At 34.8% G+C, this 6,623-nt stretch carries 6 protein-coding genes; 4 read left to right on the top strand and 2 right to left on the bottom strand.

Annotated elements, in window-relative coordinates:
• Positions 1-194 precede the first annotated feature (194 nt).
• Positions 195-542, bottom strand: a complete 348-nt coding sequence (locus ACIQ2X_RS12405) for a four helix bundle protein (protein ID WP_396179234.1) — start codon at positions 540-542, stop codon at positions 195-197.
• A 133-nt stretch (positions 543-675) separates the two neighbouring features.
• The gene (locus ACIQ2X_RS12400; RefSeq protein ID WP_396179233.1) at positions 676-1,215 is read right to left on the bottom strand and encodes a hypothetical protein; all 540 of its coding nucleotides are present in this window, start codon (positions 1,213-1,215) and stop codon (positions 676-678) included.
• 524 nt (positions 1,216-1,739) lie between these two features.
• On the opposite strand from ACIQ2X_RS12400, the gene ACIQ2X_RS12395 reads away from it, so the two are divergent.
• From ACIQ2X_RS12395 to ACIQ2X_RS12380, 4 genes are all read left to right on the top strand, one after another.
• Positions 1,740-1,925 (top strand): hypothetical protein, encoded by a 186-nt coding sequence (locus tag ACIQ2X_RS12395; protein WP_396179232.1) that lies wholly within the window; start codon positions 1,740-1,742, stop codon positions 1,923-1,925.
• Positions 1,926-2,001: 76 nt separating this feature from the next.
• The gene (locus ACIQ2X_RS12390) at positions 2,002-5,841 is read left to right on the top strand and encodes an N-6 DNA methylase (protein WP_396179231.1); all 3,840 of its coding nucleotides are present in this window, start codon (positions 2,002-2,004) and stop codon (positions 5,839-5,841) included.
• 101 nt (positions 5,842-5,942) lie between these two features.
• A complete protein-coding gene (locus ACIQ2X_RS12385) occupies positions 5,943-6,107 on the top strand; it encodes a hypothetical protein (protein WP_396179230.1) in 165 nt (54 codons plus the stop codon).
• A gap of 84 nt (positions 6,108-6,191) precedes the next feature.
• The gene (locus ACIQ2X_RS12380) at positions 6,192-6,533 is read left to right on the top strand and encodes a type II toxin-antitoxin system RelE/ParE family toxin (RefSeq protein WP_396179229.1); all 342 of its coding nucleotides are present in this window, start codon (positions 6,192-6,194) and stop codon (positions 6,531-6,533) included.
• Positions 6,534-6,623: the final 90 nt, after the last annotated feature.

Here is a 6,623-nt window from a genome sequence, read left to right as displayed (position 1 = left end):
AAAGAGTTCTTCGTTTCTACTTTTATTTCCAACGCGGTGAATGGAAAGCGATTCGATGTGGGTATTAAATAGGTTGATCATTTTGTGGTTTTTAGTTTTTGAGGTGCTATGATGCAGAGGTTCTTAGGAGCTAAGGTTCTGAATAACTCAGCTCCTTAGCCACTTAGCACTCTTTCTTCCGTTATTCTCTTTCTTTAATTTTTTTTTATAAATGAAACTAGCATTCTTTCAATTTCACGACTATTTTCGTAAAGGTCATTGAAGTCTTTTTCATTTAAGTACATAATGTTTTTTGCAATCTCAATTTGGGTTTGTAATTCAAACAAAGAACCAATTGATACATTTAAAAATCGCAAATATTCTTTGTTGCTATCTCTGCCGTATCCTTCGGCAATGTTACTTGGTATTGAAACGGCGCTTCTGCGGATTTGAGAAGTTAATCCAAAAAGTTCTTCTTTAGGGAATTTTTGTGTTGAACTGTACATTTTGGTAACCAAGTCCATCGATTTTTGCCAAACTAATAAATTTCTAAAAGTACTCATAATGTTTTGATTTTAAATTTAACCAAATTTTAAAAAAAACTAAGTACTGTTTGACTGAATAAACAGTTTGGTTTGTAAATAAGCTGGATTATATCTTAGTGCCTCACCCACCTTAGCGCCTCAGTAACTTCTTCTAATTCCAGTTCTCCTCGAATCCGAAATCTTCAAAATTTTCGCCGCCATCCAGCATGTCCAAATCATCTTCGTCATATTCATCGTCGAATTCTCCATAAAGGTCGTCGGCATTTTCGGCTTCAAACATTTTTTCGCCCGCATCATCTGGCATTTCTCCGTGGGAAAACAGTAAGGCAGGATACGATTCGCCTGCTTCCGGTTCTTCAATTGCGGCAAGTTCGACAAGGAAAGTCCACATTTGAATAAAATCATACACATAAATGATTTTCGTATTCTGTTCGTCCAGCAAGTCAGCAAGTACATAATCGCTCATGATTTTCTGTTCGCCAGGCACATCGCCGGTATCAAAAAGCGAAATTTCCTCTTCCTGATTCCACGTTTCATCACACGTATAAAACGAAGCCACTTCCCTACCATCAAACCCAAAAGCATTAAAAATGGCATTGTGAAAATCTTCTAACGTATCCTGTTCATCAATTGCAATATCGCGGAAAATATCCTCTTCAGCATCGAGAATAACTCTAAATTTATAAACCATAATCTGTAAATAGTATTGAGGGTTCAAAGGTAAAATATATATTTTGTTTTCGTTTAAAAAGTAATCAACAATTGGATTTTAATTTTTTGGAGCGACCCGAACGAAGTGAATTGGCGAAGCAATGGCTTGGGCTTCTTGGGTATCCATATTCCTGCTGCAGGAACTCGCTTCCCGATGAAAAATCGGGAGAGCTCAAACAATTCCAGCATCAGGGCTAAAGCAGATTCTTTAGGCTTTCTTGAATCTTTTCGGCTTTTTGTGATTTCAATGTCAAAATCAATGACAATCTAGCAATTTGCATCACTTGATTTGAGGTATTTGAAGGAATTACTTGAATAAACCAACAGTCGTATAGCGGAAATCTAAATTATCTAGTTCCCAAAATTTTCCACAATTAGAAGATCCGTTTGCTGACTGTAAAGAATAAAAAAATTATATTTGTTACAACATAAAACGAAACAGACTATCGCCAATCGACCCTCTTATGGGTGTATATACGAAAGTTTGTTTCGCCTATATACTAGTTGGCACTCACCCTAAAAGACGACACGACCGACAATAAACGAACAGAAAATGAAAGACGAAAAGCCAACGCTTCGGCAAAATCAAAAGAGCTGCAATCCCCCGCACAAAGCCAACGCTTTGCAGCACATTTAATTTTACCCAACCGCACCCAAAGCCCACCCACCACCCGACAAGTGGACGGTTGACAATTTGACGGCAACTTTGGAGACAAAAACGCTTTAAAAACTTAACTTTACGACCTAATAATTTGACAAGGAATAAATGATAAATAAAGAAAACTTAAAGGACTTATTGAAAACATTGAACTTTGAAGAAAAGGGCAAAGTTTTTAGCAAGCACTTCCCCGACACAGACGCATATTTAAAAGTTGATTTCGCTAAAAGTTTACTTGTTTATCCGACAGACAAAGGTTTTATAGTAAACGGAGAGTTTACTTGCAATTTTACATCAGACGAAAACTTTGTTGTTTTTGAGTGTGTGCATAGACTTTTCACCAAAGGTTACAAACCCGAACATATAGAACTTGAACCCAAATGGAAAGTTGGACACGGTGCAAGCGGTGGACGAGCAGACATTTTAGTAAAAGACAATTCAGGTAAATCACTTTTAATAATTGAGTGCAAAACCGAAGGAAACGAATTTAAAAAAGAATGGAACAACACTTTGCAACGTGGCGGACAAATGCTGACTTATGCAAAACAAGCAGGAACAACACAATATGTTTGCCTTTATGCTTCGGACTTTGCTGACGGCAAAGCCATTCCATATCATTATATTATTTCTCTGAAAGACAACGAAAAGTTACTTGAAGAGTTAGCCGACAAAAAGCCTTTATCTTTCAAAGAAGCAAAAGCATTAGAAGTTGAAGACATTTACAAGGCTTGGAAAGAAACCTACAATTTAGACTTTGCCACAAAAGGAATTTTTGAAGATGATATTTTACCTTACGAAATAGGCAAGCAAAAATACTCTATTGACGACCTTATTGAAGTTGGAAGTAAAGACATTCAAAGCAAATACCACGAATTTGCAACCATTATGCGACAACATAATGTTTCGGGACGAGAAAATGCTTTTGACAAATTAGTTAATCTTTTCCTTTGCAAAATTGTTGATGAAGCGAAAAATCCAAAGGATTTAAAATTCAATTGGAAAGGTATTGCATACGACAGCTATTTTGATTTACAAGACCGCTTGCAATTGCTTTATCAAGCAGGAATGAAAGAGTTTTTGGGTGAAGATGTTACATACATTGACAACACCGCTATTGATAAAGCATTTCGCTTTTTCAAAAAAGACCCAGATGCAACAAGAGAAACTATAAAGAAATATTTCAGACAACTGAAATTTTTCACAAACAACGACTTTGCTTTTATTGATGTTCACAACGAAAAACTGTTTTATCAAAATTCAGAAGTTCTTTTAAAAATCGTTCAAATGTTGCAGGACACAAGACTGCAAAGCGAAACCCAAAACCAGTTTTTGGGTGATATGTTTGAAGGCTTTTTGGATAATGGCGTAAAACAAAGCGAAGGACAATTTTTTACACCAATGCCAATCGTAAAGTTTATTCTTAACTCTTTGCCATTGGAAAGTATTATACAAGAAAGCGAATTGCCACCCAAAGCCATTGATTATGCTTGTGGTGCAGGACACTTTTTAAATGAATTGGCTTTACAAATAAAACCATTCGTAAAAAAACACAAGGAAGCCGACATCAAAGAATACTACAAAGAAATTGTAGGCATTGAAAAAGAATATCGTTTATCCAAAGTGGCAAAGGTTTCAGCCTTTATGTATGGACAAGACGACATCAAAATTACTTATGCTGATGCACTTGGAAGCAAAGCCAAATTGCAAGACAACGAGTATTCAGTATTGGTGGCAAATCCACCTTATGCTGTTAAAGGCTTTTTACAAACATTAAGCGAAACCGAAAGGAAATCATTTTCGCTTTTAGCTTCGTTAGATGAAAAGAGTTGGGCTAACAACAACAGTATAGAAACGTTTTTTATTGAACGTGCCAAACAACTTTTAAAGCCAGGTGCAGTTGCAGGTATTATTTTGCCTTCTTCTATTTTAAGCAACGATGCAACTGTTTACACCAACACGAGAGAAATAATTTTAAAGTATTTTCAAATTGTAGCCATTACAGAATTTGGCTCTCAAACATTTGGCAAAACAGGAACAAACACAGTTACAATATTTTTACGCAGAAAAGAAGAAAATCCAGCACCAGCAGACCATTGGAAAAACCGTGTAGATGCTTGGTTTACGGACAATGAAGCCGATGCAGTTTACAACGATAGTAATTATATAAGCAATTATTGCAACCACATAGAAGTTGATGTTACACAATACAAATCTTTGCTGACAGGAAAACCAAGTGACGAACTTTTCAAAACCGAAATGTTTGTTGATTACAAAAAAGCTTTTGACAATTTAACTGAAATTAAAAACCTCAAAAAGCCAACAAGTGCTTTTAGTAAAAAGCCAAAAGCCGACCAAGAAACAGAACTAAGAAAACGATTTACTGATTACTTGCAAACAATAGAAAAAGACAAACTCTATTTTTATGTATTAGCTTCGGAGAATAAGCAAAGGGTTTTAGTTGTAAAATGTCCGACTGACAACAAAGAACAAAAACAATTTTTAGGTTACGAATGGAGCAGTGCAAAAGGAAACGAAGGAATAAAATATATTAATCAATCTGTTGTTGCACCCGAAATTGAAGATGCCGAAACCAAAGAGATGTTGAACAAACTACAAGGTTTACACAACATTAATACACCGTTATACAACCCTAACAAAAGGAACGATAGCTATAAAATAAACCACTACATTCAAGAAAACTTTTTAGGCAATGAGTTAGAAGTTGTTGAAGAGTTGAAGTCTTTCATTACTTATTATAATCTTTCAGATATGTTGGATTTTAGTCGTAAAGATTTTAATAAACAGATAAATCTTTCAGCTAACAAGAAAACAGTTATTGTTTCTAAATGGCAAGTCCTGAACTTAGGAAGTGTTGTTGATGTGAAAATTGGTGGAACACCAGCAAGAGAAAATGCAAGCTACTTCAATGGCAATAATTTGTGGGTTTCAATCTCTGAAATGAAAGGACAAATAATAACAGATACAAAGGAAAAAATATCTGATGCAGGTGTAAAAAAATCTAATGTAAAACTTATACCAAAAGGCACTACTCTTTTAAGTTTTAAATTGAGTATTGGTAAAACTGCAATTGCAGGAAAAGACCTTTATACAAATGAAGCAATTGCAGGTTTAATTCCGCAAGACAAAAACGTTATAACAGATGAATACTTGTATCAACTATTTTCAGCTAAACTAATTGATTTAGAAAATACAGGCTCAAAAATGTTCGGTAAAAGTTTGAATAGTGATTATTTAAAAAATGATGTCAAAATACCAATACCATCAAAAGACGTTCAGAAGAAAATTACAGATGAATGCAATATAGTTGACAAAGCAGAAGCAAAGGCAATCTCGGAAATTGAAAAAGCAAACGATGAAATAGAAAGTTTGTTTTCAGGTGCTGACTTTGTTACAATGAAACTTAATGAAGTTATCAATAAGCAATCTGAAATCATCGACCCAACAAAAGAAACAGGCGAAGTGTTTTATGTTGGTTTGGAGAATATCGAAAGCAACACAGGGAAATTAGTTGGCAATCCATTAACGCAATACTCAACAATCAAAAGCAACAAAAACGTTTATAAAAAGGGCGACTTGCTTTATGGCAAGTTACGACCAAACTTAAACAAACTTTATGTTGCCCAAGAAGACGGAATTTGTTCAACTGACATTCTTGTTTTTCGTTGCAATGATGCAGAATTAAACAAGTTTTATGCTTACTACCTGCGGACAAAGAAATTCAATGACGAAGTTGTAAAAACGGTTACAGGACAACAACTACCAAGAACTAAATGGAGTTTAATTGAAACAATAAAAGTTCCAGTTCCAAAAGACAAGAAGAAAATTATTAAACAAATAGAAAAGTTGGAGCAGACAATCATAGCCGAACAAGCAAAAATTGACAGTTCAGCAGACAAGAAAAAAGAAGTAATGAAGAAGTATTTATAGCCACCGCATTTGGTAGCACATTTGCTTTTTTGCAACCGCACAAAGCCAAACAAAAAAAGCAAAAGAGCCACCAAGCCAACGCACCAAAGACACTGCAAACAATGGACAACAGAGCAACGACAGACAGAACGCCAGCAGGTAACAGCGGTTTTGCAAAAAAGCGGGTTCAGTGGTTAATTGAACATTCTACCTCGCATCAAATTTTGTGGTATGTTGACAGTTTAGTGCTCCGAAATCCGCTTCTTCGCAAAGCCGCAAAACTTTAGCAGATATAGTCTTGAAAATCGCCTAAAAACAGAAAATCAGAAAAAAATTTGGAAAATTAGTAACTTTTAAGTTACCTTTGAAAAATGAAAGTACGTGAAGTTATAGCCTACGAAAATCACTTTGAAGATTTTCTTCTTGAACAACCGCAAAAGGTTCAAGATAAAATATTCAAAATAATTGAGGCAATTGAAACTTTGGGAAGAGTTCCTTCAAATTATTTAAAATCAATGGAAGGAACAAATGGTTTATATGAAGCAAGAATTCAACTTGGCTCAAATATTTGGCGTGTATTTTGCTTTTTCGACAATGGAAAACTTGTAATTTTACTAAATGGCTTTCAAAAGAAAACGCAAAAGACTCCAAAAAATGAATTGGAAAAAGCGTTACGATTAATGACAAAATATTATTCTGAAAAAACTAAATAATTATGGAAACTAAAAGTTGGAAAGATATTAAAAATGATGTTTACGGTGAAAAAGGAACCGAAAGACGTGACGAACTTGAAAGAGAATTCC

The organism is Flavobacterium sp. (assembly GCF_044368625.1).
In the GTDB taxonomy this organism is placed as follows: Bacteria; Bacteroidota; Bacteroidia; order Flavobacteriales; family Flavobacteriaceae; genus Flavobacterium.
This window is presented reverse-complemented; position numbering and strand designations above follow the sequence as displayed.